This window comes from Microbacterium sp. J1-1 (assembly GCF_024498615.1).
GTDB classification, from domain to species: Bacteria; Actinomycetota; Actinomycetes; order Actinomycetales; family Microbacteriaceae; genus Microbacterium; species Microbacterium aurugineum.
Genome location: NZ_CP089590.1, coordinates 957,794 through 982,228 on the forward strand (window position 1 = coordinate 957,794; position 24,435 = coordinate 982,228).

Genomic DNA, 24,435 nt, shown 5'->3' on the forward strand with positions numbered 1-24,435 from the left:
CTCTGCAGACGAGGAGGGACCGGATACCGCGGTATCCGGTCCCTCCTCGTCGTGGTGTCCCCGCGGTCAGCCGCAGGTGTAGGTCACGCCGCCGACCTCCCACACGCCGGGTCCGAGGTCGGCGCACATGCCGATGAGTCCGGCGAAGACGGTGACGACGAGGATGATCGCGACGATCTCCAGGATCGTGATGATCGCGCCGACGATGATGCCCGCGATGGCGAGCCCCTTGGGCTGACCGGCCTTGCCGAGCTTCACGGCGGCCACGATGCTGATGACCAGGCCGACGGGCGCCATGAGGAATGCGAGGACCAGTCCGACGATCGACAGCACCCGGCCCGGCGGAGTCGGCGTGGGCTGCGAGTAGGCAGGAGCGGGAGCAGCCGGGTAGCCGCCTCCCTGGGCGGCCGGGGCTCCGGAGCCGGGGGTCGGCTGCTCAGGGTATGGCGGGGGATTCGTCATGTGCTGTCCTGTCTCTGGGGGTACGAGGATTGTGCCCGGCGGCTCCGGACGCCCCGAGCGTAGCGAAGCGTCGACGCCCGCACCATCCCCTCCGGACGCGGCGCGGTCGCACGGACTCTTCCGTCGACGCGGCCCCAGGCGTAGCGTGCGGGTATGTGCCGAAACATCGTCCCGCTCAACAACCTCGAGCCTGCCGCGACCGACGACGAGTGCCACGACGCAGCCCTGCAGTTCGTGCGCAAGATCGCCGGGACGACGGCACCGTCCCGTGCCAATCGAGCCGTGTTCGATCGCGCTGTCACTGAGATCGCACAGGCGACCCGGGTGCTCCTGGACGAACTCGTCACGACGGCGCCCCCGAAGAACCGCGACGAGGAGGCGGCCAAGCGTCGGGCTCGGTCCGCAGAGCGCTACGAGGCGATCCGGGTGTATCAGCAGGAGAAGCGCGCGGCACGTGCGGCCTCGTGAGAACGAAGCCGCAGGGAAGGCGGTCGTGTATGCCAGAATCGACATACCCCGCTCGACTTTCCCGGCGGTTCCGGTGATGAAGGCACCGAGATCGCAGGCCGATCCCCATCGGTCAGGGAACCTCCCCAAGGAGAGCTGTATCCATGCCTGAGGATTCTCCTCGCGTTCTCGTCGTCGATGACGATCCGGACGTCGCCCTGCTCGTGAAGACCGTGCTCGAGCGGCGGGCGGGCTGCATCGTCGATGTCGCGGAAGACGGTCAGGTCGCCGTCGAGCGTGTCGGGGCGCAGCGCCCCGACGTCGTCGTGACCGACATCGAGATGCCGGGGCTGAGCGGCCTGGAGTTGCTGGCGGAGCTCCGTCGAACGGTTCCGACCGTGCCCGTGCTGGTGATGACGGCCCACGTCTCCGTCGAGTACGCGGTCTCCGCGCTGCGTGCGCAGGCGGACGAGTTCCTCACGAAACCGCTCGACAACGCCAAACTCGTCGAGTCCGTCACTCGGCTGATCGAGGAGGGGCGTCGGCGCCGGGAGGGGGCCCGCCAACCGGAACGGGTGCTCGCGATCGGCGCGCACCCCGATGACGTGGAGATCGGGGTCGGCGGACTTCTCGCGGCCCACGCCAGGGCGGGGGACGACATCACGATCCTCACTCTCTCCCGCGGCGCCAGAGGCGGTGACGCCGACAGCCGACAGGACGAGTCGCTGGCCGCGGCCGAGTTGCTCGGCGCCCGGCTCTTCCTCAAGGACCTCGTCGACACCGAGATCCCCGGCGGCGGATCGACCGTGCGCCTCATCGAAGAGGTGGTGCAGGAGATCCGCCCCACCATCGTCTACACGCACTCGGGTCACGACAGACACCAGGATCACCGGGCCGTGAGTGAGGCCACGATCGTGGCCACCCGCCGCGTCGGCACGGTCGCCTGCTACCAGAGCCCGTCGTCGACGATCGACTTCCGCCCCACGCGGTTCGTGCGGATCGACCAGTACCTGGACGAGAAGCTCCGGCTCCTGGAGAGCTTCCACTCGCAGACCGCGAGCCGGGAGTACCTCGCACCCGAGTTCGTCACGGCGACTGCACGCTACTGGTCCCGGTTCGGCGGTGGAACGGCCGTCGAACCTCTCGAGGTGGTGCGTGAGACGGCGGAGTTCATCGGCGCCCACGAACTCAGCCGACGGGAGAGCTGATGACGAAGCGTGTATTGGTGACCGGCGCGGGAGGTCCGGCAGGCGTGGCCGTGATCCGCTCCCTCCTCCGCCGTGCCGATCTGACCGTGTTCGCCGCCGACATGGACGGATGGGCGAGCGGCATCTACCTGGTGCCCCCGGCGCAGCGTCGTCTGGTGCCACCGGGGCGGGACGTGGACTTCGTGCCGGCCATCGCGCGGATGGTCGAAGCCGACGCCCTGGACCTCGTGATCTCCACGGTCGATGTCGAGCTCATCGCCCTCGCCGGACGACGGGACGAGCTGGCCCCCGCGGTCCTGGCCGCGCCCTCGGCGGACACGTTGAACACCGCGCTCGACAAGCTCGCCCTCGCCGAGCGATGCGCCCCGACCGGTCGCACGCCCCGCACGGTCCTCGCCGGCCCCGAGGCGGAGGCCGTCGACTGGGAGTTCCCGGTCTTCGCCAAGCCTCGCCAGGGTGCGGGAAGCCGTGGTGTCCGACTCGTGCCGGATCGTGCCGCCCTCGAGGCGCTGCCCACGGACGAAGGCCTGATCGTGCAGGACTTCCTCCCGGGGGAGGAGTACTCGGTCGACGTCATCGCCGATGCTGCGGGTGCCGTGGTCGCCGCCGTGCCGCGCACCCGTGCCAGGGTCGACTCGGGGGTCGCGATCGCCGGACGCACCGTGCGTGACCCCGAACTCGAAGAGACCGCCGCATCGATCGCGCGGGCCATCGGACTCGTGGGCGTCGCGAACGTGCAGCTGCGTCGTGACCGCGCCGGCCGTGCCGTGCTGCTCGAGGTCAACCCGCGTTTCCCCGGGGCTCTGCCGCTCACGATCGCGGCCGGGGTCGACATCCCTTCGCTCGTCGCGGATCTGTTCCTGGGGCGTGAGCTGCCGGTGAACATCCCGTTCCGTGAGGTCGCTTCGGTGCGCTTCCTGGAAGACGTGATCGTCGAGGTCGAGGACGTGCTGGTCTCCGACCACGCGGGGCACCAGGAGGAGCTGTGAGTCACCCCCTGCTTCGCGGCGATCACCACGTCCATTCGACCTTCTCCGACGACGCCGTCTCGACGCTCTCCGAGAATGTCGAGGCCGCAGCGGCGGCGGGCTTGAGCACGGTGCGGTTGGTCGACCATGTGCGTGAGAGCACCACCTGGGTGCCCGAGTACCTCTCCGCCGTGCGCGCTCTCCGGGTGCCGGACGGGCTCGTGGTGCTCACCGGTGTGGAAGCGAAGATCCTCGACAGCTCCGGGTCCCTCGACATCCCGGCTCTGCCGGACGGCATCGACCGGATCCTGATCGCCGACCATCAGTACCCCGGTGTCGACGGTCCGCTCGGCCCGTCCGTCGTGCGCGAGCGGATCGCCGCAGGGTGGGGGGTGGACGACGTGCTCGACCAGCTCGTGAACGCCCTGATCTCCACGATGCACCGGTATCCGGGAAACCAGCTCGCGCACTGCTTCTCCCTCCTGCCCAAGATCGGGCTGTCCGAGCAGGATCTCGGGGCGGAGCGGACGCAGGCCTGGGCGCGTGCCGCCGTCGAGACCGGGACACGGGTGGAGGTCAACGAGAAATGGGCGTGCCCCGGGCCTGAAGCGCTTTCGGCCCTGCGATGGGCGGGTGGAGAGCTCGTCGCCTCCACGGACAGTCATGAAGCGGCGGATGTCGGCCGATACTCCCGCGTGATCCCGCTGCTCGACGCGATCGAGGCCTCCTCATGACGGATCTGACCTGGCTCCAGACGGTGCTCGTCGTCGTCCTCCTGCTCTGTGTGCTGGTCGGCACGCTGCCCGTCGTCAACACGGGGTTGCAGTTCCTCGTGCTGCCGCTGCACGCGTTCCGCAACCATTACGGCAAGGCGGCCCCGTATCACCCGAACGTCGCGGTCATCATCCCGGCATGGAACGAGGGGCTCGTCATCGGCCCCGCCATCGAACGGCTGCTCCAGCTGGAGTACCCCGGCGAGCGACTGAGGATCTTCGTCGTCGATGATGCGTCAACGGACGACACGCCCATCATCGTCGCCGCGAAGGCCGCAGCACATCCCGGACGCGTCGTGCACCTGCGGCGCGAGAAGGGCGGCGAAGGCAAGGCGCACACCCTCAACCACGGACTCGAGGTCGCGCTCGCGGACGAGTGGACCGAAGCCGTGCTCATCATGGATGCGGACGTCATCTTCGCACGCGATTCTCTCCGCAAGCTCAGCCGGCATCTCGCCGACGACGACGTCGGTGCCGCGACCGCATACATCGCCGAGGGCAGTCGCGACCGCAACTACCTCACGCGCTTCATCGCGATCGAGTACGTGATCGGGCAGCTCTCCGCCCGCCGGGTGCAGAACGTCGGCGGCGCGATCGCGTGCCTGGCCGGCGGGGCGCAGCTGCATTCCCGCGCGAACCTCGAGGCGATCGGCGGACGCATCCCGACGGGGACCCTCGCAGAAGACACCATGACCACGTTCGAAGGTCAGCTCAAGGGGCGGCGCATGGTCTTCGAGCCGCACGCCGTCGTGCTCGCCGAAGAGCCGCGGACGATCGACAGCCTGTGGAAGCAGCGCCTGCGCTGGGCGCGGGGCAACGTGCAGCTGACGTCGATCTACCGGAAGCTGTGGTTCCGTCCGAGCCCCACCCATCGCCTGGGGAGCTTCTCGTTCGGTCTGGCCTGGTTCACGATCCTGCTGCTGCCGGCGTTCATGATCCTCGCTGCGGCGGGAATGCTCGCGCTGCTGGTCCTGCACAGCGACATCGCCGAGTTCGTGTTCCGCTTCATGTGGATCTCGGCGGCCTGCATCTATCTCTTCTCGATACTCTTCTCCGTGCAGCTCGACCCGCGAACGGGGAGGCATTCCTGGCGTGAGGCGATCATGTTCCCCGGGCTCGGGGCGCTCCTCCTCATGGCCATCGCCCTCTTCCCGTGGCTGTTCCAGGCGCTTCTGCAGGCGCTCGGCCAGCGCGCCACCGAGCAGACGTTGTTCACCTGGGCCGTGATCTTCTATCTGTGGGGTCCGATCTCGATGCTGGGGATCTGGCTCGCTCGCGCGGTGGAACCGCTCCCTACCGGCCGCTTCTTCGCCGGCCTGCTGCTGTACGTCTGCGGCTACGGATCCCTGCTCTGCGCCATCACCGTGGATTCGTACATCAAAGAATGGCGTCGCGCCGACGCCTCCTGGATCAAGACCGAGAAGATCGGACGTGTGGACTCATGACCGCAGCACCGTCACACGACACCGAAGCGGAGGAGATCGCCGAGGATGCGCGCCGCGAGCGGCGACTGATCCCGCAGGCGATCATCGCTCTCGTCGTCGTCGTCGCCGTCGTCATCGTGCGAGAGCTGTTCCTTCGATGACCGGGAGGCCGTTGGCCCTGGTCGTGGAAGACGCCCCCGATCAGGCGGCGTTGCTGCGTCGCTATCTCGATCGCGAGGGCTTCGACGTGTTCGTCGCCCGCGACGCCGAGTCGGCGATCGCCGCTTTCGATGAGATCGATCCGGTCCTGGCGGTGCTCGACCTGCTCCTGCCCGGGATCTCGGGGCAGGAATGCGCTCGTCTGGTGCAGGACCGGTTCCCCCGCTGCTTCCTCGTGATCAGTTCGGTGCTCGACGCGGCCGACTACCCACCGGCGGATGCCGCCCTGCCGAAGCCCATCACCGGGGCTGACCTGCACGCCATCGTGGAGCGGGTGGAGCGATGAGGGCCACGCCGCTCGCCCGCGCCGAGAGCCGGTGGTATCGGATCTTCGACGACCCGAGCCCGCTGCTCAAACAGGCGCCGACGGTCATCGCGGCCGCCGTCGCGGGGCTGCTCACCTGGTGGGTGCCGGACCTTCCTGTCGCCCACGCCGCGTCGGCGATCGGTGGCATCGCTCTGGTCCTCGGGGCCACCGTCCTCGCCGCGGTGCTCACCGCGCGGCGGATCCACGACGGATGGGCGGTCCTGCTCATCCCGATCATCGACATCATCGGCCTCGGCCTCTTCCGCACCGGTACCGGTGGCCCCGGCTCCCTCTTCTCCGCTCTCGTCCTCCTCCCCGTGGTGTGGCTGGCGGCGGCACCCGGCATCCGCTGGGTCTTCGTGGTCGCGGGCCTGACGTCTGTCGCGCTGCTCATGCCGTATTTCACCGATCCGCCCCACACTTCGACCGAGTGGCTCCGCGGCGTGGTGGCTCCCCTGGTGTTCGCCGCGGTGGCCGCGGTCATCAACCAGCTCGCCCGACAGCAGCGCCTCCGTGTCCAGCAGGCCGAGGAGCTGGTGGCCGAGCGCACCAAGGCGCTGTCGGAGAACGTCGCGATGATCGTGCAGCTGCGCGACAAGGAGCGCCAGTACCGCGAGCTCCTGGATTCGTTCGAGAGCCTGTGGTCGTCGATCACCGCCCAGGCCGTGATCGCGACGACGCGCGACGGTGTCGTGACGGCTTGGAACCCCGGGGCCGAGCGCCTGCTGGGGCTCTCGGCCGGTGAGGCGCTGAAAGATGTGCGCGTCGATCGCTTCTTCTCCACCGCTGTCTTGTCGATGCTGGCGGCGGAGCATGCCGACCGCCTGCAGCCATCCGAGGACCGTCGCTCGGGGGAGGACGAGCTCTCGCCGGGGATCCAGGCCCTGTTCGCGCAGGCCGATGCAGGACTCACGGTCGACGGCGACATCGAGGTGACGACCGCGGGCGGCACGACCGTTCCCGCCCGCGTGACCGTGAGCCCCCACAAGGACGGCGCCGGTGCCCAGCAGGGCTACCTGTTCGTGCTCACCGACGAGACCAGGGCGGTCGAGGTCGCCCGGATGAAAGACGAGTTCGTCGGGATGATCTCGCACGAGCTGCGCACCCCGCTCAGCGCGATCATCGGATTCCTCGACCTGCTCCAGAACGATCCCGGTCAGCCGCTCACCGGCGACCAGCAGGAGTTCGTCTCCATCATCGAGCGCAACGCCCAGCGCCTGCTCAACCTCGTCGGCGACCTCCTTTTCACCGCACAGGTGGAATCCGGGCGGTTCCCGCTCGATCGCGAGGAGGCCGATGTCGCCGAGCTGGTCCGTTCAGCGGTGGTGTCGGCGGGTCCGCACGCGCAACGAGAAGGCATCGAGATCGACGCCGAGGTCGGCCCTGACCCGGTCCGCCTCGTGGTCGACTCCGGAAGGATCGGCCAGGCGCTCGACAACCTCCTCTCCAACGCCATCAAGTTCACGCCGAGCGGCGGTCGGGTCACGGCGCGGGTGCGCCTGGTGGACGAGGGAGTGGAGCTCTCGGTCAGGGACACCGGGGTCGGGATCCCCGAGAACGAGCAGGGAATGCTGTTCACGCGCTTCTTCCGCGCGTCGACCGCGACACGTAACGCCGTACCGGGGGTGGGGCTCGGACTCACGATCACGCGGGCGATCGTCCTGGCGCACGGCGGCACCATGGACGTCACGAGTCAGGAGGGCGTCGGCACCGAGTTCCGGTTCGTCCTCCCCGTCGCCCCTCGCACCGAAGCGCTCACGAGCCTGGGTCACGTCGACTGACGCGGCCGGCCGCGGTTCGTGCCCAGGCCGCTCGCGCTGATAGCCTGGTCGGCTCGGCACATGCGGGGCGGAAGGACGGCCACGCACCGTGGGCTACATCGATGTCTCCAGCGTCTCACTGACGCTCCCCGACGGCAGACCGCTTCTCGACGAGGTGACGTTCCGTGTCGGTTCCGGGTCGACGAGCGCGCTCATCGGCCCCAACGGCGCGGGCAAGACGACGCTGCTGCGCATCATCCGCGGCGATCAGTCCGCTGATGACGGGGTCGTGACGATCGAGGGCGGCCTGGGCGTCATGGACCAGTTCGTCGGTCACGGCGAGGCCGGGGAGACGGTCCACCAACTGCTCGTGCGCGTCGCGCCCGCGCGCATCCGTACCGCGGCCGAGACGCTCGAAGCTGCGGAGAACGCGTTGATCGAGCGCGACGAGCACGACACGCAGATGGCGTATGCGTCGGCGATCGCCGAATACGCCGATGCCGGTGGATACGAGCACGAGACCGTCTGGGATCAGTGCACGGTCGCGGCGCTCGGTGTGCCGTTCGAACGTGCGCGGTTCCGCGAGCTCACCACGCTGTCCGGGGGCGAGCAGAAGCGGCTCGCACTCGAAGCGCTGCTGCGCGGACCCGACGAGGTGCTGCTGCTCGATGAGCCGGACAACTACCTCGACGTCCCGACGAAGCGCTGGCTCGAGGAGCAGCTGCGGGCGACGCCGAAGACCGTGCTGCTCGTGTCGCACGACCGAGAACTCCTGGCGCGCGCGATCGATCGGCTGATCACGCTCGAGCCCGGTGGTGCGGGAGCCACGGCCTGGGTCCACGGCGGTGGATTCGGTACCTATCCGCAGGCGCGGGCGGACCGGATGGAGCGGCTCGACGAACTGCGTCGTCGCTGGGATGAGCAGCACGAGAAGCTGCGCACCCTCGTCGCGAACCTCAAGGTGAAGGCGTCGGCGAACGACGGTTTCGCGTCTCGGTACCAGGCGGCGCAGACGCGGTTGCGGAAGTTCGAAGAGGCGGGTCCGCCCGAGGAGCGTCCGCCCGCGCAGGATTTCGACATGCGCCTGCGGGGAGCGCGCACGGGCAAGCGCGCCGTGGTGGTGCAGCTCCTGGAGCTGACCGGGCTGATGCGGCCGTTCGACACGGAGATCTGGTACGGCGATCGCGTCGCCGTGCTCGGCTCGAACGGGTCGGGCAAGTCCCACTTCCTGCGCTTGCTCGCGCGTGGTGGCAGCGACCCCGACACCACGCTCGGTCACGTCACCTCGTCGGGGGAGCAACTGAGCGTGGTCGAGCACACCGGCGCAGCGACGCTCGGAGCGCGGGTCGTGCCCGGTCTGTTCGCGCAGACGCACGCGCATCCGGAATTCGTCGGACGCACGCTCCTCGACATCCTGCACCGGGGTGACGATCGTCGCACCGGGATGCCGCGCGACGCCGCGAGCTCGGCGCTGGACCGCTATGGGCTCGTGCGTCAGGCCCTGCAGACCTTCGACTCGCTGTCCGGTGGACAGCAGGCGCGGTTCCAAGTCCTGTTGCTCGAGCTCTCCGGGGCGACGCTGCTGCTTCTGGACGAGCCGACCGACAACCTCGACCTGGAGTCGGCCGAGGCACTGGAACAGGCACTCGCGCGATTCGAGGGCACGGTGCTGGCCGTGACACACGATCGATGGTTCGCGCGATCGTTCGACCGGTTCCTGGTGTTCGGCTCGGGCGGGGACGTGTACGAGTCCGACGAACCGGTCTGGGATGAGCGCCGCGTGGCCCGCGCCCGCTGACGATACGGAGGCCGGACTCGCGGGTGCGCACACTGAGAGTCCGCGCGTGGGGATCACCTTCTCCGCATCCGACGAACATCAGAACATCAGGAGCCGGGCGCGTGCGTCCGCCCGAGCCGGCCCCCGCTCCCGGGTAGGCTGGACGGGTGACCATGGAGATCGAGCTCGGCCGAGGAAAGCGCGCACGTCGCGCGTACACGTTCGACGACATCGCGGTGGTGCCATCGCGGCGCACGCGCAACCCGGAGGACGTGTCGACCGCATGGACGATCGACGCCTTCGGCTTCGACATCCCGGTGCTGGGAGCGCCGATGGACTCGGTCGTGAGCCCGCAGACGGCGATCATGCTCGGACAGCTCGGCGGCCTCGGCGTCCTCGACCTCGAGGGTCTGTGGACGCGTTACGAAGACCCGGAGCCGCTGCTGGCGGAGATCGCCGGACTCGACGAGGGCGAGGCCACCGTCCGGATGCAGCAGCTGTACTCGGAGCCGATCAAGCCTGAGCTCATCACCCGCCGACTCGCCGAGATCCGCGAGTCCGGCGTCACGGTCGCCGGTTCGCTGACGCCGCAGCGCACCCAGGAGTACTACGACACGGTCGCCGCAGCGGGCGTCGACCTGTTCGTGATCCGCGGCACCACCGTGTCTGCCGAGCACGTCTCGAGCGTCGCGGAGCCCCTCAACCTCAAGAAGTTCATCTACGACCTCGACGTCCCCGTCATCGTCGGTGGCGCGGCGACCTACACCGCGGCCCTCCACCTCATGCGCACGGGCGCGGCAGGTGTGCTCGTCGGTTTCGGCGGCGGGGCGGCATCCACGACGCGTGCCACCCTCGGCATCCACGCGCCGATGGCGACCGCGGTCTCCGACGTCGCCGCGGCTCGCCGCGACTACCTCGACGAGTCCGGGGGCCGCTACGTCCACGTGATCGCCGATGGGGGCGTCGGCACCTCCGGCGACATCGTCAAGGCGCTCGCCATGGGGGCGGACGCCGTCATGCTCGGTGTTGCGCTCGCTCGGGCCACCGATGCGCCCGGCCGCGGCTTCCACTGGGGTCCCGAAGCGCACCACTCGAAGCTGCCGCGAGGCCGTCGTGTCGAGGTCGGGGGAATCGGCACGCTCGAGGAGATCCTCTACGGCCCTGCCCCGGTCGCCGACGGCACCGCGAACCTCATCGGCGCGCTGCGCAAGTCGATGGCGACCACCGGATACTCCGACCTCAAGGAGTTCCAGCGGGTCGAGGTCGTGCTCGCGCCGTACGAGGCCTGAGGCACAGCGCTCGACCGTGACGACTCCTGCTCTGTTCCCCCCGACCCTCCGCGAGGTCATGCTCCGGGGGCGCTGGATCGGGGTGCTGCTGCTGTGCCTCCTCGTCGCGGGGGTGTTCGCCTGGCTCGGTCAGTGGCAGTTGGAGCGCGCGATCGACACCGATCCGCCCCCCGCCGGCCAGACCGAGCAGGTGCAGCAGCTCACCGATGTCGTCGAGCCGGGTGAATACCTCCCCGAGCCGCTCGTGGGCCAGCGCGTCGAGACCTCGGGGCGCTGGATCCCCGAGGACTTCATCGTCGTGTCGAGCCGTTTCAACGACGATGTCCCGGGGTACTGGGTGACCGGACAATTGCGGGTCGCAGAGCGCACGTCGATCGCCGTCGCGATCGGGTGGACCCCCGATCGGGAGACCGCGGATGCGGCCGTGCGGGAGCTCGAAGCCGACGCGGACGGGTCAGAGGTCGAAGTGACCGGTCGGGTGATCTCGGACGAAGGGCCCCGTGTCCCCCCGCACTCCGCTCCCGAGCAGTTGGACCGAATGTCTCCAGCCGCCCTGCTCAGCCGATGGCACGACATCGAGCAGCTTCACGTGTACCGCCCCTACCTCGCCTCGACCACGGCGTCCGCGGGGCTGGTCGACATCTCGTCGCCCGCACCCGAGGAGATGTCGCCGGTCAACTGGCTGAACGTCTTCTACGCGGTCGAGTGGGCCATCTTCGCGGGCTTCGCCTTCTACCTCTGGTACCGCCTGGCGAAAGATGCCTGGGAGCGCGAGGTCGAGGAGTTCGAAGACGCGCTCGGTCGGGAAACCACCTGATCATCGCGCGCATCCGCGCGCTCGACGGTGCGCAATTGTGTGCTCCCGTGCGGCGATAGCGACCTTCGTCAGGGGTCCCTCGGGCCATCCGGTGAGCGCTCGGTGACGAATCGGGAAACTCCGTTGAGGATGTCCTGACCGCTCCGTATGCTCGCACCATGTGAGCGCGCTGGGAGTTTCCCCTGTGTGCCGTGACAGTCCTGAGAAGCGTCGAACCCGACCGAGGAGACAGCACCGATGATGTCCGCCCCAGACGAGAGGAACCGCATGGTTCCGGTCTCGCACCGTAGACGTCGGGGGCGCATCGGCGCTCTCGCCGTGACCTGCGTCGCCGCGCTGAGCTTCGGCTCGCTGGCCGCCGTTCCCGCCACAGCCGACACCACGGGCACGGGGGTGGTGATCAACGAGGCGTACCTCTCCGGCGGCAGCGCGGGGGCGGCCTTCAAGAACAAGTTCGTCGAGCTGTACAACCCGACGTCCGCCGCGATCACCCTCGATGGCATGTCGCTGCAGTACCGGTCCGCCACCGGCACAGGTGCCTTCAACGGTGTGGCCGCCCTCACCGGGGAGATCCCCGCCGGCGGCTACTACCTGGTGCAGGGCAACAGCAACGGCGCGAACGGTGCCGAGCTCCCCACGCCGGATGCCGTCACCACCCTCACTCCGAGCGGCACCAACGGCACACTCGCCCTCGTCGAGGGCACCGCCGCCGTCACCCTCACGCCGGGTTCGACGGTGGGTGTGGACGGTGTGGTCGACCTGCTCGGCTACGGCTCGTCGAACACCTTCGAGACGAAGGCGGCCACGGCGCCGTCGGGGAACACCGACGTCAAGTCGTTGAACCGCACGGGCGCTGTCGACACCGACGACAACAGCGCGGACTTCACGCTCTCTGCGACGATCACCCCGCAGGGCTCCGGCGGCACCGACCCCGGAACAGACCCGGGTGAGGACCCGATCGCGGCGACGATCGCCGAGGTCCAGGGCACGACCGATGTCTCCCCGCTGAACGGCCAGACGGTCGAGGTCGAGGGCGTCGTCACGGCGGACTACCGCACGGGCGGCTACAAGGGCATCGTCATCCAGACCCAGGGCTCCGGCGGGGCGACGGATGCCACGCCGGGCGCCTCGGACGGGGTGTTCGTCTTCCTGAACGCGCTGTCCCCGACACTCGAGATCGGCGACCTCGTCTCGGTGACCGGTGCGGTGAGCGAGTACTTCGGGCAGACCCAGATCACCCCGGCCGCGGCCGGTGACGTCGCGGTGCTGACCGCGGGAGTCGGCGTCCCCGCCGTCACACCGCTGCCGGACTCGGTGCGCGGTGCCGATCGGGAGCAGTACGAGAACATGTACGTGGCACCGGAGGGAAGCTACCGCCTGGCCTCCAGCCACCAGCTGTACAACTACGGCACGCTCTGGCTGAACGCCGGTGAAGACCTCGCGGTGAAGAGCACGGAGACCACGCGCCCCGGTGACGAGGCCACCGCGATCGCCGCGGCCAACCGAGCTAACCGCATCCTCCTGGATGACGGCTGGTCGATCCAGGTCACGAACAGCGGCCACCCCGGCGGGCAGCCGTACTTCACGAAGGACACCGTCGTCCGCAACGGCGACGTCGTGGACTTCAGCGACAACGGCTACGTGCTGCAGTGGGGATTCGACGACTGGCGTCTGCAGCCGGTCGTGCCGATCGACGATTCCTCGTCGGCCGACTTCAAGGTCGGATTCGAGGCGACGAACCCGCGGACCGCGTCGGCTCCGGAGGTCGGCGGTGACGTGCAGGTGGCCTCGTTCAACGTCTACAACTACTTCACGACGCTGAAGAGCGAGAACTCGAACGCCCGGGGTGCGGCGAACGCCGCGCAGTTCGCGATCCAGAAGTCGAAGATCGTCGCGGCGATCAACGGTCTGGATGCCGAGATCGTCTCCCTCATGGAGATCGAGAACTCCGTGAAGCTGGGCAAGCCGATCGACTCGGCGCTCGAGGATCTGGTCGACGGCCTCAACGACGACGCGGGCGCCGAGGTGTGGGACTACGTGCCCACGCCCGACGCGCTGAACGACGCGGCCACCACCGACTACATCACGAACGCCATCATCTACAAGAAGGATGCCGTCACGACGGTGGGCGACAGTGCCACCGTCACGGATGAGAGCGTGTGGGGCAACGCCCGCGAGCCCATCGCGCAGGCGTTCGACATCGACGGCCGTGTGGTCACGGTCGTGGCCAACCACTTGAAGTCGAAGTCGCCGCCCCAGGGCGCGGGCGCTGAGCCGGCCGACGGGCAGGGCTTCTTCAACGCGGACCGCGTCGCGCAGGCGAACGCGATCCTCGCCTTCACGGAAGACCTGGAGGAGACGACGGGCAGCAGCGACATGCTGCTGATCGGCGATTTCAACGCCTACAGCGAGGAAGACCCGATCGACGTGTTCACCTCGAAGGGGTGGAGCGACCTGGTCGCCGAAAAGGCATCGGGGCAGTACACGTACACGTTCGACGGTGAGCTCGGTTCCCTCGACCACGTGATCGCGTCGCCGTCGCTGGCCTCGTCGATCACGGGCGCCGGAGTCTGGGGCATCAACTCTCCGGAGTGGAGCGACCGCGGCTACGCGTTCGGCGCCACCGAGGAGGGCACCCCGTACCGCTCCAGCGACCACGACCCCATCATCGTCGGCGTCTCCGCGGAGATCCCGCCGGTGAGCATCGACGTCGTCACGGTCAACGACTTCCACGGAAGGATCGAAGCCGACGGTGCCGCCGCGGGAGCCGCGGTGCTGGCAGGGGCAGTGAAGCAGTTCCGTGAGACGAACCCGAACACGATCTTCGCCGGTGCCGGCGACCTGATCGGCGCCTCGACGTTCACCTCATTCATCAACGACGACAACCCGACGATCGACGCCCTCAACGCGGCCGGTCTCGACGTCAGCGCAGCGGGTAACCACGAGTTCGACCAGGGCTGGGAGGACCTGCGCGATCGGGTGCAGGACCGCGCGGACTGGGAGTACATCGCCTCGAACGTGTTCGTCACCGAGACCGGTGAGCCGGCGCTCGCCCCCGCCTGGGTCAAGGAGCTCGACGGTGTGAAGGTCGGCTTCATCGGAGCCGTCACCGAGGACCTCGACTCGCTCGTCTCGCCGGAGGGCATCGCGGACCTCGAAGTCCGGGGCATCGCCGATTCCGTGAACGCGGTGGCCGACGACCTGCGCGACGGCGACGAGTCCAACGGTGAGGCGGATGTCATCATCCTGCTCGTGCATGAGGGCGCTTCCAGCGTCGAGCTGTCGAGTATCACCCCGGAGTCGCCGCTCGGCGAGATCGTGTACGGGGTCGATGAAGACGTGGACGCCATCGTGTCGGCCCACACCCACCTCGCCTACAACCACGTGATCGACGGCCGCCCGGTCGTCTCCGCGGGGCAGTACGGCGAGAACCTGGGCCTGATGAACATCCAGGTCGACGCCACCACGAAGGACCTGATCTCGATCACCAACGAGATCAAGCCCCTCACCGAGGCCGGCAAGCCGCTCTATCCGGCAGTGCCGGAGGTGCAGACGATCGTCGACAAGGCGAAGGCCGAGGCCGATGTCCTGGGAGCGATCAAGGTCGGCGACATCACGGCGGACTTCAACCGCGCGCGTCAGACCAACGGCTCGGAGAACCGCGGTGGAGAGTCCACCATCGGCAACTTCGTCGCCGACGTGCAGCAGTCGTCCACCGGCGCCGACCTGGCTCTCATGAACCCGGGCGGTATCCGCGCGAACCTCACGTACGCGTCCTCCGGAGCATCCGATCCCGACGGCAACGTCACCTACCGAGAAGCGGCGACGGTCCAGCCGTTCGCCAACACGCTCGTGACGCTCACGCTCACGGGCGCGCAGCTGAAGAGCGTGCTCGAGGAGCAGTGGCAGCCGGCGGGTTCGGCACGTCCGTTCCTGAAACTCGGGGTCTCGAAGGGGCTGGTCTACACGTACGACCCCGCAGCGGCACAGGGTTCGCGGATCACCTCGATGACGCTCGACGGCACGCCGGTGGATCCTGCGGCGGACTACACGGTCGCGGCCAACTCGTTCCTCGCTGCGGGAGGAGACAACTTCTCCACCTTCAAGGAGGGCACGGGCAAGCGCGACACCGGCAAGATCGACCTGCAGTCGATGGTCGACTGGTTCGACGCGAACAAGACCGCCAGCCCCGATTACGCCCAGCGCGCGGTCGGTGTGTCGGTCAGCCCGGCGGACGCCGACGGGTACAGCGCCGGTGACCAGGTCACGGTGTCGCTCTCGTCGCTGGCGTTCAGCGCGGGTGAGTCGGCTCCGGGAGAGGTGTCGCTCTCGCTGGGCGACACCGTCCTGGCGACGGGTGCTGTGGATCCGACGATCGTCGACACCACGGATGAGGGCGGTCGTGCCGCTCTGACCTTCACGGTTCCGTCGGGTGTCTTCGGCGAACAGGTCCTGACCGTCGCGGTCGCCGGGACGGGGACCACCGCGCAGGTGCCGTTCACGATCGCCGGCGAGGAGGAGTTCGCGGGCACGATCGTCCTGGGCTCGTCCAAGGTGTCGGCGGGCAAGAGCCTCAAGGTCACCGGCCAGGGGTACGAGCCCGGTGAGACGGTGACGATCGAGCTGCGCCCGAAGAAGGGCAAGCCGGTCGAGGTCGGCACGGTCCAGGTGTCCGCGGACGGCACCTTCAGCACGCAGGTGACGGTGCCGAAGAGCGCTCCCTCGGGCAAGTACACCGTCGCGGCGGCTCAGGCCGATGGCGACGAGGCGACCGCCACGGTCAAGGTCAACCGCGCCGGCGGCATCATCGGTGCGATCCTCGACTGGCTCTGGGAACTCCTCACCAGGTGGTTCTGATCCGGTAGTCGGATGACACGCACGAAGGCCGTCGGGAGTGCTCCCGGCGGCCTTCGTCGGTTCGTCGGTGCTCAGGCGGTCACCGTGACCGGAGCCCACACGAACTCGTCAGGGTCGACGGCCGTGTCGAGCGCGCCGTGGACCGTGAGCCGATGCGAGCCCGACCCGGCCGCCGGAACACCTGCATCCTTGGCGAGCGAGGCATACCGGTACAGGCCGAGGCCGATCGGGCTCGCGCCCGTGTCAAACTGCACGTAGCTGCGGCCGAAGCTCTTCGCGACCGCGACGCCGCGATCCGCATAGAAGTTCTTCGACGCGACCACATCCTTCGCGCCGAGCAGGAGGATCATCTCGTCGATCGTGCGGCTCGGGGGAACAGTGTCCTTCTTCGCCGACGTCGCGACCTTCCAGATCGCGCCGTCCGGTGCCTGGATCGTGCCTCCGACACCCCAGAGGGACTTCGAGACGGGGCTGATCACGCGGGCGCCGGCGGTGACGGCCGCGTCCGCGAGGGCGCGGACGTTCGCCGGCTGCGAGACGACGAGTGACAGCGTGTACCCGCGGAAGCCGGAGGTCTCGGCATCCGCGGTGCGGAAGCGCAGGCGGTCGCCGAGGTCGAAGGCCTGCGTGTAGAACGAGCGGGCGGCGTCCACGTCCGGAACGTCGAGGGTGAGGGAATCGATCGTGGTGTTCATGCAGGAGACGCTACGGAGGCTCCGCAGGGCCCGCTTCTCGATTCCTGATCGATGTGCGGAGGCCGATGTCAGGGGGTCAGGACCTGCACGTCCGCCTGCGCGAGCGCAGTGGCGATGCGCGGGGGCGGGGGAGCGTCCGTGATCAGGTAGTCCGCGCGCTCGAGCAGGGCGATCTGGGCGAAGAACCGGCGTCCGAGCTTGGTGGAGTCCGCGAGGATCGCGGTGCGCTCGGCGCGCTGGATCATCTCCGACATCATCGCGGCATCCCCGAGGTTCGAGGTCGAGTACCCCGCTTCGTCGACGGCACCGACCGCGATGAGAGCGAGATCGCAGCGGATGTCGACCTCGGGACCGCCCGGTGTCATCGTGAAGGTCACCGGTCCGGTCGTGGCCTGGGTGATCGAGCGCACAGCTCCGCCGAAGACGTAGAGATCGCGGAACGCCGAGGGGGAGAGCTCGCCGGGGATGCGCAGATTGTTCGTCGCGATCGTCAAGTCGTGGTGGTTGCGCAGGGCTCGTGCCACGGCGAGCGTCGTGGTGCCCGCATTCAGCATCACGACGGAGCCGTCCTCGACGAGGCCCGCGGCGACCCGAGCGATGCGCTCCTTCTCCTCGGTCTGCATGCGCAGTCGCACATCCAGGGCCCGATCCTTGAGCTGCCCGTTCGCTGCGCTGACCGCCCCGCCGTGGGTGCGGATCAGTACGCCTTCACGATCCAGTTGATCGAGGTCACGGCGGATCGTGTCGATCGAGACCGCGAAGTGCTCGGCCAGATCGCTCACCGTCACCTGGCCGGTCTGCTCGACGTACGTCGCGAGATCCGCCTTCCGTCCGGCGGGCAGTCGGCGTCGCTGTCCGGTTGCTGATGCGTCCATGCAGACATATTTAGCACAAGAACGCGAAGAACGCGGCAGACTCATGCACAAAACGGCACATCGGCATCCCGCGAGATATGGGCATCGACTCAACGATTCGCGCGATATTCGTCGTGCTCGCGGGAAATCTGACGCTTGACGTTTCGGCAGATCACGGCATAACATGGCTCAAAACCGCATGAACAAGCATTGAAGCGCGTGATGCGGCACGATCTCAACGAGGAGAAGCGATGAGCACAGTGGGACGCGGGCAGCGACGAACCCGAAAGATCGTCGGCGCCGGAACCGCGGCGGTTGCCCTTCTGGCCCTGGCGGGTTGCGCGCCCGGCACGGACGGCGACAGCGGTGGCGAGGGCGGAGACGTCACGATCGAATTCGCGCAGTGGTGGGAGCCGGAGCTGCCCGACGGCGAGTTCCGGGCACTCATCGACCAGTTCGAAGAGGAGAACCCCGGTATCACTGTCGAGCTGGTCAGCGGTCCGTATGCATCGACCAAGGAACAGCTCTTCGCCGGCGCGGCCTCGGGCACGATGCCCGACGTCGTCGGCCTCGACGGTGCGTGGGTGAACGACTTCGCCTCCCAGGGCGTCATCGCCGACCTGAGCGCACTCATGGACGAGTACGACTACGACGACAGCGAACTGGCGAGCCAGATCCAGGTCGACGGCAGCACCTTCATGATCCCGGTCGTGAACTTCGTCTACCCGATGTTCACGAACGACGATCTGCTCGCTCAGGCGGGTGTGACGGCTCCACCGTCCACGCGCAGCGAGTTCGCGGACGCGGCGTCGAAGGTCGCTGCGCTCGGCGGCGACGTGTCCGGCTGGGTGCTGCCGCTGTCGCTGGAATCGCCGAACGGCGTGCAGAATGACGTCATGTCGTGGGTGTGGGCCTCGGGCGGTTCGATGTTGAAGGACGGGCAACCCGACCTCACGAATGACGACGTCACCTCCGCCGTCGAGTACATCGGCGGGCTGTGGGACGACGGGGTCATCGCCTCGGGTTCCTTCACGATGAAGGAGCAGGACAAGGTGGAGGAGTTCACCAACGGTCGTGCGGGCATGATGATCGACTCGCTCGCGCACATCAACCTGATCCGTGAGACGAACCCCGACCTGAAGTTCTCGATCTCGGCGATTCCGGCTGAGGACGGCTATGACGGCGAACGCGGCATTCCCTACGCTTCGTGGGGCATCGGCGTGGCCGAGAACTCCGAGCACAAGGAAGCAGCCTTCAAGCTGGTGTCGTTCCTGATGAGCGAGCAGACCAACTCCGAGCTCTCCACGATGGCCAAGGCCTTCCCCGGGAACTCGACCTCGGTCCCCGACTTCGTCAACGACGATGAGCTCTTCAAGACGGCGTTCGACATCTACCAGGCGGGATACCCGGCGAACGAGTTCACGGGACTCCCGGTCGCGGAAGACCTGATGCGCCAGTTCGGCGAGCAGCTCCAGGCGGCGCTCGACGGGCAGCAGTCGATCCCCGACGCGCTCAAGAAGGCGCAGGCCTCCTGGGAAGCGGAGTTCTGAGCACCCGCCTCCCCGCCTGAACGGGGTGCCGCATCGCGGTCGCGATGCGGCACCCGACCAACCAAGGAGCTCGCGTTTCCATGAGTCTGAGAACGTCCGACGACACCGAGGTGATCGTCACCGGAGTCGCCCTCTCGCGGCGGCGACGGCAACTGCGCAAGACCACAGAGTCCTACGCCTTCCTCTCGCCGACGGTCATCCTGTTGTTCGTGCTGATGATCGTGCCGATCGTGATGGTGATCGGCTACTCGTTCCAGGACAACGTGATCCTGAACAAGTCGCCCGAGTTCGTCGGCGTCGCGAACTACGTCGAGATCCTCTCCGACCCGCGCTTCTGGAAGGCGACGGGCAACACCATCCTCTTCACGGTCACGAGCGTCGCCGCCCATCTCGTACTCGGGCTCGCCTTCGCGATGATGCTCAACAGTCCGCTGCTCGGAAGGGTCTCGCGGTCGCTCTTCCGGGCTCTGTACGTTCTCCCGTGGCTGTTCACCGTCGCCGTCATCGCCGTCCTCTGGCGCATGCTCCTCGCCCCCAACGGCGTGGTCAACTTCCTGCTCAACACCGACATCGAGTGGCTGGCCTCGCCGCAGCTCGCGTTGGGCACGATCATCTTCATCAACATCTGGGCCGGCTACCCGTTCTTCATGGTCAGTCTCCTGGCCGGGCTGCAGGGGGTTCCCGCCGATCTGCACGAAGCGGCACGCGTCGACGGCGCGAGCGCGGTGCAGCGCTTCTGGAACGTCACGATCCCGCAGCTGCGGCCCATCATCGTCAGCCTGGTGCTGCTCGACCTGATCTGGACCTCGCAGCAGTTCGCCCTCATCTGGATGACCACGGGCGGTGGCCCGATCGACGTCACGGAGGTGCTCAGCACCTTCACCTACAAGCTGGCCTTCGCCAAGTACGACTTCTCGCTCGCGTCGACCTCGGCCGTGCTGGTCCTGCTCATGTCGATGGTGCTCGCCGTGTTCTACGTCCGTCACCAGAAAGCGAGGGACTGACCATGGCTCTCACCGCGCGCACCCAGCGTCGGGTCGGCAAGACCGGCCTCATGATCGGCCTCCTCATCGGTGCGGTCTTCGCCGCAGGACCGGTGCTGTGGATGCTGTCCAGCTCGTTCAAGTCGAACACGCAGATCTTCGAGTTGCCGCCGCGTCTGGTCACCGACACGTTCTCCTTCGACGCCTACATCGCGATCTTCACGAACCCCGAGACGATGCGGTTCTTCCTGAACAGCTACATCGTCGCGGGCTCGGTCACCATCCTCACGCTGATCGTCGCGATCCAGGCCGCCTACGCGTTCAGCCGCTTCGAGTTCCGGGGCAAGCGCATCCTGAACGTGGTGATCGTGAGCGTGCAGGCCGTGCCGCCCATCACCCTGCTGATCCCGTACTTCGGGCTCATGGTCGCGCTGGGTCTCTACAACTCCTACGCCGGTCTGATCCTCACCTACATGGTCTTCACGCTGCCCTACGCGATCATCATGATGACGGGCTACTTCAACACGCTGCCGAAGGAGCTCGACGAAGCCGTGCGCGTGGACGGTGCCGGATCCATGACGGCACTCTGGCGCATCCTCGTGCCGATCTCGGTTCCAGGAATCGTCTCCGTCGGCATCTACACGTTCATGATCGCCTGGAACGAGTACCTGTTCGCGCTGACGCTCACGCGCACCATCGACATGCGCACGGTGCCCATCGGCATCCAGCTCCTCATGGGACAGCACTCCTACGAGTGGAACCAGATCATGGCCATGAGCGTGCTCGGCTCGATCCCCGTGCTCATCCTCTTCCTCTTCTTCCAGCGGTACTTCATCAGCGGCCTCACGGCCGGCTCCGTGAAGAGCTGACACTCGTCCCGTCCCGGGGCTCCGACCACCACGAAAACAGGAGAATCACGTGCTCTACACCGGCAAATCCATCCTCGATGTCGCGAACGCGAACAACTTCGCCATCCCCGCGTTCAACATCAGCGACTGGGCGATGTTCAACGGCGTCATGGACATCAGTGAGGAGAAGGCCGCTCCGGTCATCATCGCCATCCACCCCGACGAGGTCGCGCACATCACGACCGACCTGATCGCCGCGATGCACTCCCGCGCGCATCGATCGAGCGTGCCGGTCGCGATCCACTGGGACCACGGAGGCAGCTACGAGCAGATGATCACCGCCATCAAGGCCGGCTTCACCTCGGTCATGATCGACGCGTCGCTGCTGCCCTTCGAGGAGAACGTCGCCCTGACCCGCAAGGTCGTCGAAGCCGCACACGCCGTCGGCATCCAGGTCGAGGGCGAACTGGGCACGATCGGCGCGAACGACAGCTACGGTGAGTCCGGCGCTGCCGAGATCATCTACACCAACCCCGCCGATGCCGTGCGCTTCGTCGAGGAGACCGGCGTCGACAGCCTCGCCATCGCGATCGGCACCTCGCACGGTCTGTACCCGGCGGAGAAGAACCCCGAGCTCCGTCACGACCTCCTGCAGGAGATCAAGGCCGCGGTCGGGATCCCGCTGGTGCTGCACGGCGGCTCGGCCAACCCCGACGCCGAGCTGCGTCGCGCGGTCGAGCTGGGCATCAACAAGATCAACATCTCCAGCGACATCAAGGTCTCGTACCACAACCGCATGCGCGAGATCCTCGGCACCGACGAGCGTCTGCGCGAGCCCAACGCGATCCAGCCGGAGCCGATCGCCGCGCTCAAGGCCACGGCGGCTGAGAAGATCGAGCTGTTCGGAGCGGACGGCAAGGCCGACCTGTACTGACCGGACGACGGACCTCGAAGGGGCGGGCGATCGACGGATGATCGATGCGAGAAGGCGGCAGCTCGTCCTGGGGCTCGGCGGCACGGTCGACTACGAGCTGCGGTGGGACGCGGCCGTGTTCGACCGGCTCGTCGCCGAGCACGGGGTGCGGCGCGCGGAACTGACCGAGAACGCACCCATCGTCGATGAACGGTCGCTGCTGATCGCGGTACTCGCCTTCGTGGCGACCGGGGCGGGAGCGGAGCGCTTCGTCGCGTCGTCCGCGGTCGTCGAGGCCTTCGCCGCGCACTTCCGCCACGAGGTGACCCTCGGGGGCACCGGAGTGCGGGCCGGCCTCGTCCTCGACGGCTTGGGCATCCCCAGCCTGCAGCACCTCGTCAGCATCGACGACACCGTGCGGCGCCTGCTGCCACCGGGGGTGTCCTTCGTCTGCTCCGCCGTGCGGGACACCCTCGATCCGCATCTGATCGTGCAGTATCCCGCGGGTGCCCGTATCCGTCTTCCGGACGGCGACATCGTGTCCCCGGGCGCCAACCGGTTGATCTTCGCCAATGATCCTCCGAACCGGGACATGCGCCTGGCGGGGGAACTGGGCGACGAACTGGCGTCGGCGTCGGCGTTCCTCATCTCCGGCTTCAACACCATGCAGGACGAGGACCTGCTCCGGCACCGGCTCGACACCCTCCAGGAGGCGATGCGCAGCCTCCCCTCCGACGCCCTGGTGTTCTACGAGGACGCCGGCTTCTACACACGGGCGTTCGCCGAGACCGTGCGCGAGCGGTTGCTGTCGCGCATCGACGTGTACAGCCTGAATGAGGATGAACTGCAGGAGTATCTGCGGCGCCGCGTGGATCTGCTCGATCCGGACGACGTGATCCTGGCGCTGGAGGAGATCCGCGCGCTCATCCCTGCGCCTGCCCTGGTGGTGCACACGCGGTACTGGGCACTCGCGGTCGGTGCTGAGGCAGCCCGGCACCGTGCGGCGCTGGAGAGTGCCGTGCGCGTGGCCGCGACGCGATTCCGGCTCGGCGACGGATTCACCGCGGTGCAGGCCGCCGAGACCGAAGGAATGCCTCGACACGGTGCCGGCGCCGACCTCGTCCGCACGGTGGAGGCAGCGGTGCGCGATGCCGTGGGTGTCGCGGCCTTCGCGCTCGACATCCCGAACCCGACCACGATCGGACTCGGCGACACCTTCGTCGGGGGATTCCTCGCCGTCCACGCCCCGCAGGAAGAGCACCCGTGAAACCGATCCGACTCGCATCGAACCGCCCCGCGGAACGCTTCTACCGCGGGGGCTCCCGCATCGCCGCCTTCCGCGGCGAGCCGGGGACCGCGCCACGGGAACCCGAGGACTGGGTCGGATCGACCACGACGATCCGGGGGGAGAGCACCCTCGGACTGACGACCCTCCCGGACGGGCGTCTCCTGCGCGAGGCGATCGCGGATGGTCCCGTGTCCTGGCTCGGTCGATCCCATGTCGAGCGCTGGGGGGATGACGCGCGTCTGCTCGTCAAGCTGCTCGACGCCGGGCAGCGGCTGCCCGTGCACGCGCACCCGCATGATGGGTTCGCCGCTTCGCACCTCGGTCGCCCGCACGGCAAGGCGGAGGCCTGGTACATCCTCGAGGGCGGCACCGTGCACATCGGGCTGCGCGAGGATGCATCGACGGAGGTACTCGGTGAACTCGTCGCCCGGCAGGATGTGGTCGCCCTCCTCGGTCTGCTGCACGAGGTCGAGGTCGCGCCCGGTGATGTGGTGTGGGTGCCCCCGGGCGAGCTCCACGCGATCGGGGCCGGAGTGCTCCTGCTCGAACTGCAGCAACCCGAGGACCTGTCGATCCTCCTCGAATGGGAGGGTTTCGCGATCGACGGTGCTGTCGAAGGCCACCTCGGGCTGGGGTTCGACCTCGCCCTGAGCGCGGTGACGATGAAAGCAAGGAGCACTGCCGAGATCGAGGCGCTCGTGCACCCGGCGCCGCCGTCCGGCTCCGTGTTCCCCCGTGCCGCCGACGAGTACTTCCGCCTCGAACGGCTGCCGGTGCGCGGAGCCGCGGTGCTCGACCCCGGTTTCTCGATCGTGGTCGTCATCGACGGCGCCGTCGACCTCGCGGGACTGCCGCTGTCGGCAGGAGCGACGGTGCTGGTCCCCGCGGCAGCCGGACGACTCGAGGTGAGCGGTGCCGGAGAGCTCCTGATCGCGCGCCCGCCCGCGGCGTGAAGGGTGATCCGGCGACGGCTCAGGCCCCCATCGACGCCGACTA

At 68.1% G+C, this 24,435-nt stretch carries 21 protein-coding genes; 18 read left to right on the plus strand and 3 right to left on the minus strand.

Annotation, left to right across the window (positions count from 1 at the left end):
• Positions 1-66: 66 nt before the first annotated feature.
• Positions 67-462 carry a hypothetical protein gene (locus LRQ07_RS04605; protein WP_256535964.1) on the minus strand — a complete coding sequence of 132 codons (396 nt, stop codon included), beginning with the start codon at positions 460-462 and terminating at the stop codon, positions 67-69.
• A gap of 153 nt (positions 463-615) precedes the next feature.
• On the opposite strand from LRQ07_RS04605, the gene LRQ07_RS04610 reads away from it, so the two are divergent.
• The 12 genes from LRQ07_RS04610 (at position 616) to LRQ07_RS04665 (ending at position 16,308) form a co-directional block, all read left to right on the plus strand.
• Positions 616-930 (plus strand): DUF2277 domain-containing protein, encoded by a 315-nt coding sequence (locus LRQ07_RS04610; protein ID WP_232762406.1) that lies wholly within the window; start codon positions 616-618, stop codon positions 928-930.
• A 143-nt stretch (positions 931-1,073) separates the two neighbouring features.
• Positions 1,074-2,117, plus strand: coding sequence for a response regulator (locus LRQ07_RS04615; RefSeq protein ID WP_256535965.1), 1,044 nt, complete (start codon positions 1,074-1,076; stop codon positions 2,115-2,117).
• Positions 2,117-3,106 (plus strand): ATP-grasp domain-containing protein, encoded by a 990-nt coding sequence (locus LRQ07_RS04620; protein ID WP_232762404.1) that lies wholly within the window; start codon positions 2,117-2,119, stop codon positions 3,104-3,106. The genes LRQ07_RS04615 and LRQ07_RS04620 overlap by 1 nt, the downstream gene beginning before the upstream one ends.
• The gene (locus tag LRQ07_RS04625; protein ID WP_256535966.1) at positions 3,103-3,819 is read left to right on the plus strand and encodes a PHP domain-containing protein; all 717 of its coding nucleotides are present in this window, start codon (positions 3,103-3,105) and stop codon (positions 3,817-3,819) included. Before LRQ07_RS04620 ends, LRQ07_RS04625 begins: the two co-directional genes overlap by 4 nt.
• Positions 3,816-5,303 carry a glycosyltransferase family 2 protein gene (locus LRQ07_RS04630; RefSeq protein ID WP_256535967.1) on the plus strand — a complete coding sequence of 496 codons (1,488 nt, stop codon included), beginning with the start codon at positions 3,816-3,818 and terminating at the stop codon, positions 5,301-5,303. The genes LRQ07_RS04625 and LRQ07_RS04630 overlap by 4 nt, the downstream gene beginning before the upstream one ends.
• On the plus strand, positions 5,300-5,443 hold the full coding sequence (locus LRQ07_RS04635) for a hypothetical protein (RefSeq protein ID WP_165875444.1): 144 nt from the start codon (positions 5,300-5,302) through the stop codon (positions 5,441-5,443). Before LRQ07_RS04630 ends, LRQ07_RS04635 begins: the two co-directional genes overlap by 4 nt.
• On the plus strand, positions 5,440-5,787 hold the full coding sequence (locus LRQ07_RS04640) for a response regulator (RefSeq protein WP_232762401.1): 348 nt from the start codon (positions 5,440-5,442) through the stop codon (positions 5,785-5,787). The genes LRQ07_RS04635 and LRQ07_RS04640 overlap by 4 nt, the downstream gene beginning before the upstream one ends.
• Positions 5,784-7,589, plus strand: coding sequence for an ATP-binding protein (locus tag LRQ07_RS04645; protein WP_256535968.1), 1,806 nt, complete (start codon positions 5,784-5,786; stop codon positions 7,587-7,589). Before LRQ07_RS04640 ends, LRQ07_RS04645 begins: the two co-directional genes overlap by 4 nt.
• Positions 7,590-7,677: 88 nt before the next feature.
• Positions 7,678-9,366 (plus strand): ABC-F family ATP-binding cassette domain-containing protein, encoded by a 1,689-nt coding sequence (locus LRQ07_RS04650; protein WP_256535969.1) that lies wholly within the window; start codon positions 7,678-7,680, stop codon positions 9,364-9,366.
• Between the two features lie 152 nt (positions 9,367-9,518).
• Positions 9,519-10,634, plus strand: a complete 1,116-nt coding sequence (locus LRQ07_RS04655; protein WP_047524178.1) for a GuaB3 family IMP dehydrogenase-related protein — start codon at positions 9,519-9,521, stop codon at positions 10,632-10,634.
• A 58-nt stretch (positions 10,635-10,692) separates the two neighbouring features.
• A complete protein-coding gene (locus LRQ07_RS04660) occupies positions 10,693-11,451 on the plus strand; it encodes an SURF1 family protein (RefSeq protein WP_131492589.1) in 759 nt (252 codons plus the stop codon).
• A 267-nt stretch (positions 11,452-11,718) separates the two neighbouring features.
• Entirely contained in the window at positions 11,719-16,308 is a 4,590-nt protein-coding gene (locus tag LRQ07_RS04665) for an ExeM/NucH family extracellular endonuclease (RefSeq protein ID WP_256535970.1), read from the plus strand.
• Between the two features lie 71 nt (positions 16,309-16,379).
• Here LRQ07_RS04665 and LRQ07_RS04670 read toward each other — a convergent pair whose 3' ends face one another.
• The gene (locus tag LRQ07_RS04670; RefSeq protein WP_256535971.1) at positions 16,380-17,003 is read right to left on the minus strand and encodes a glyoxalase; all 624 of its coding nucleotides are present in this window, start codon (positions 17,001-17,003) and stop codon (positions 16,380-16,382) included.
• A gap of 68 nt (positions 17,004-17,071) precedes the next feature.
• Complete coding sequence (locus tag LRQ07_RS04675; RefSeq protein ID WP_131492536.1) at positions 17,072-17,878, minus strand: DeoR/GlpR family DNA-binding transcription regulator; 807 nt, start codon at positions 17,876-17,878, stop codon at positions 17,072-17,074.
• A gap of 230 nt (positions 17,879-18,108) precedes the next feature.
• Between LRQ07_RS04675 and LRQ07_RS04680 the strand changes: the two genes are divergently transcribed.
• The 6 genes from LRQ07_RS04680 (at position 18,109) to LRQ07_RS04705 (ending at position 24,392) form a co-directional block, all read left to right on the plus strand.
• Positions 18,109-19,407: an ABC transporter substrate-binding protein gene (locus LRQ07_RS04680; RefSeq protein WP_256535972.1), complete on the plus strand. Its 1,299-nt coding sequence runs from the start codon at positions 18,109-18,111 to the stop codon at positions 19,405-19,407.
• Positions 19,408-19,487: 80 nt separating this feature from the next.
• Positions 19,488-20,411: a carbohydrate ABC transporter permease gene (locus LRQ07_RS04685; RefSeq protein WP_131492533.1), complete on the plus strand. Its 924-nt coding sequence runs from the start codon at positions 19,488-19,490 to the stop codon at positions 20,409-20,411.
• A gap of 2 nt (positions 20,412-20,413) precedes the next feature.
• On the plus strand, positions 20,414-21,259 hold the full coding sequence (locus tag LRQ07_RS04690) for a carbohydrate ABC transporter permease (RefSeq protein ID WP_131492531.1): 846 nt from the start codon (positions 20,414-20,416) through the stop codon (positions 21,257-21,259).
• A gap of 49 nt (positions 21,260-21,308) precedes the next feature.
• Complete coding sequence (locus LRQ07_RS04695) at positions 21,309-22,172, plus strand: ketose-bisphosphate aldolase (RefSeq protein WP_131492529.1); 864 nt, start codon at positions 21,309-21,311, stop codon at positions 22,170-22,172.
• A gap of 37 nt (positions 22,173-22,209) precedes the next feature.
• Positions 22,210-23,418 (plus strand): ADP-dependent glucokinase/phosphofructokinase, encoded by a 1,209-nt coding sequence (locus tag LRQ07_RS04700; protein WP_256535973.1) that lies wholly within the window; start codon positions 22,210-22,212, stop codon positions 23,416-23,418.
• Complete coding sequence (locus tag LRQ07_RS04705) at positions 23,415-24,392, plus strand: class I mannose-6-phosphate isomerase (protein WP_256535974.1); 978 nt, start codon at positions 23,415-23,417, stop codon at positions 24,390-24,392. Before LRQ07_RS04700 ends, LRQ07_RS04705 begins: the two co-directional genes overlap by 4 nt.
• The last annotated feature ends 43 nt before the right edge of the window (positions 24,393-24,435 follow it).

What these genes read in the sequence shown, in the direction of transcription:
- LRQ07_RS04670 (WP_256535971.1), bottom strand. Translation starts at nt 17,003, where the DNA reads ATGAACACCACGATCGATTCCCTCACCCTCGACGTTCCGGACGTGGAC.
- LRQ07_RS04665 (WP_256535970.1), top strand. Translation starts at nt 11,719, where the DNA reads ATGGTTCCGGTCTCGCACCGTAGACGTCGGGGGCGCATCGGCGCTCTC.
- LRQ07_RS04680 (WP_256535972.1), top strand. Translation starts at nt 18,109, where the DNA reads ATGAGCACAGTGGGACGCGGGCAGCGACGAACCCGAAAGATCGTCGGC.
- LRQ07_RS04605 (WP_256535964.1), bottom strand. Translation starts at nt 462, where the DNA reads ATGACGAATCCCCCGCCATACCCTGAGCAGCCGACCCCCGGCTCCGGA.
- LRQ07_RS04635 (WP_165875444.1), top strand. Translation starts at nt 5,300, where the DNA reads ATGACCGCAGCACCGTCACACGACACCGAAGCGGAGGAGATCGCCGAG.
- LRQ07_RS04620 (WP_232762404.1), top strand. Translation starts at nt 2,117, where the DNA reads ATGACGAAGCGTGTATTGGTGACCGGCGCGGGAGGTCCGGCAGGCGTG.
- LRQ07_RS04675 (WP_131492536.1), bottom strand. Translation starts at nt 17,878, where the DNA reads ATGGACGCATCAGCAACCGGACAGCGACGCCGACTGCCCGCCGGACGG.
- LRQ07_RS04630 (WP_256535967.1), top strand. Translation starts at nt 3,816, where the DNA reads ATGACGGATCTGACCTGGCTCCAGACGGTGCTCGTCGTCGTCCTCCTG.
- LRQ07_RS04645 (WP_256535968.1), top strand. Translation starts at nt 5,784, where the DNA reads ATGAGGGCCACGCCGCTCGCCCGCGCCGAGAGCCGGTGGTATCGGATC.
- LRQ07_RS04685 (WP_131492533.1), top strand. Translation starts at nt 19,488, where the DNA reads ATGAGTCTGAGAACGTCCGACGACACCGAGGTGATCGTCACCGGAGTC.
- LRQ07_RS04610 (WP_232762406.1), top strand. Translation starts at nt 616, where the DNA reads ATGTGCCGAAACATCGTCCCGCTCAACAACCTCGAGCCTGCCGCGACC.
- LRQ07_RS04660 (WP_131492589.1), top strand. Translation starts at nt 10,693, where the DNA reads ATGCTCCGGGGGCGCTGGATCGGGGTGCTGCTGCTGTGCCTCCTCGTC.
- LRQ07_RS04700 (WP_256535973.1), top strand. Translation starts at nt 22,210, where the DNA reads ATGATCGATGCGAGAAGGCGGCAGCTCGTCCTGGGGCTCGGCGGCACG.
- LRQ07_RS04640 (WP_232762401.1), top strand. Translation starts at nt 5,440, where the DNA reads ATGACCGGGAGGCCGTTGGCCCTGGTCGTGGAAGACGCCCCCGATCAG.
- LRQ07_RS04690 (WP_131492531.1), top strand. Translation starts at nt 20,414, where the DNA reads ATGGCTCTCACCGCGCGCACCCAGCGTCGGGTCGGCAAGACCGGCCTC.
- LRQ07_RS04615 (WP_256535965.1), top strand. Translation starts at nt 1,074, where the DNA reads ATGCCTGAGGATTCTCCTCGCGTTCTCGTCGTCGATGACGATCCGGAC.
- LRQ07_RS04655 (WP_047524178.1), top strand. Translation starts at nt 9,519, where the DNA reads ATGGAGATCGAGCTCGGCCGAGGAAAGCGCGCACGTCGCGCGTACACG.